1 protein-coding gene is annotated in these 544 nt (G+C 46.0%); it reads right to left on the reverse strand.

The annotated features are described in order from the left end of the window. Positions 1 to 216: 216 nt before the first annotated feature. Positions 217 to 544, reverse strand: a 328-nt coding sequence (locus R7E78_RS29760) for a hypothetical protein (protein WP_318059099.1), incomplete at its 5' end; no start/stop codon positions are given.

Genomic DNA, 544 nt, shown 5'->3' on the forward strand with positions numbered 1-544 from the left:
AAAATGTGTCTCAATAGGGGGTTTTACCACAGTTTGCAACACAGCCTCTTGCCTGTTAATGGTCATCTCTGTGCATTGTCATGGATTAACATATCCTCATTGAACGGTTTACAGTAATTCATAAAAATGGACAGGCAGAGGGTACTTGCTGTAGCTCTAGTTGAGGGTGAGAGGCTGTCAGCAGATAAACAGAGATCTGTGTGGGTACATGAGACCCTAAAAAAGAGGCTGGATCATGGGGAGTACCACCAGTTGGTCCAGGAGCTTCTCCTCCATCATGGACATTTCCAGGCATATTTTAGGATGACTCAGGGGCAGTTTGAGAACCTGCTGTCTATCATCAGGCCGTATAGCTCTGGGTATCCCGCAACCACTCCCACCAGTTTCTCCTCCATTGTTTACCAACTGTGAACCTGTTGTCGTGACGACCACTGAAGGCCTGCCTGTCAAATCATCTGATTGGACAATGGGATAAAAGATGACGCAAAAAGAGATGACAGAGGGTGCTTTTCTGCTCTGAGTTAAAGTTTTTTCAGCTTGAGGA

The organism is Vibrio sp. YT-19(2023), assembly GCF_033337395.1.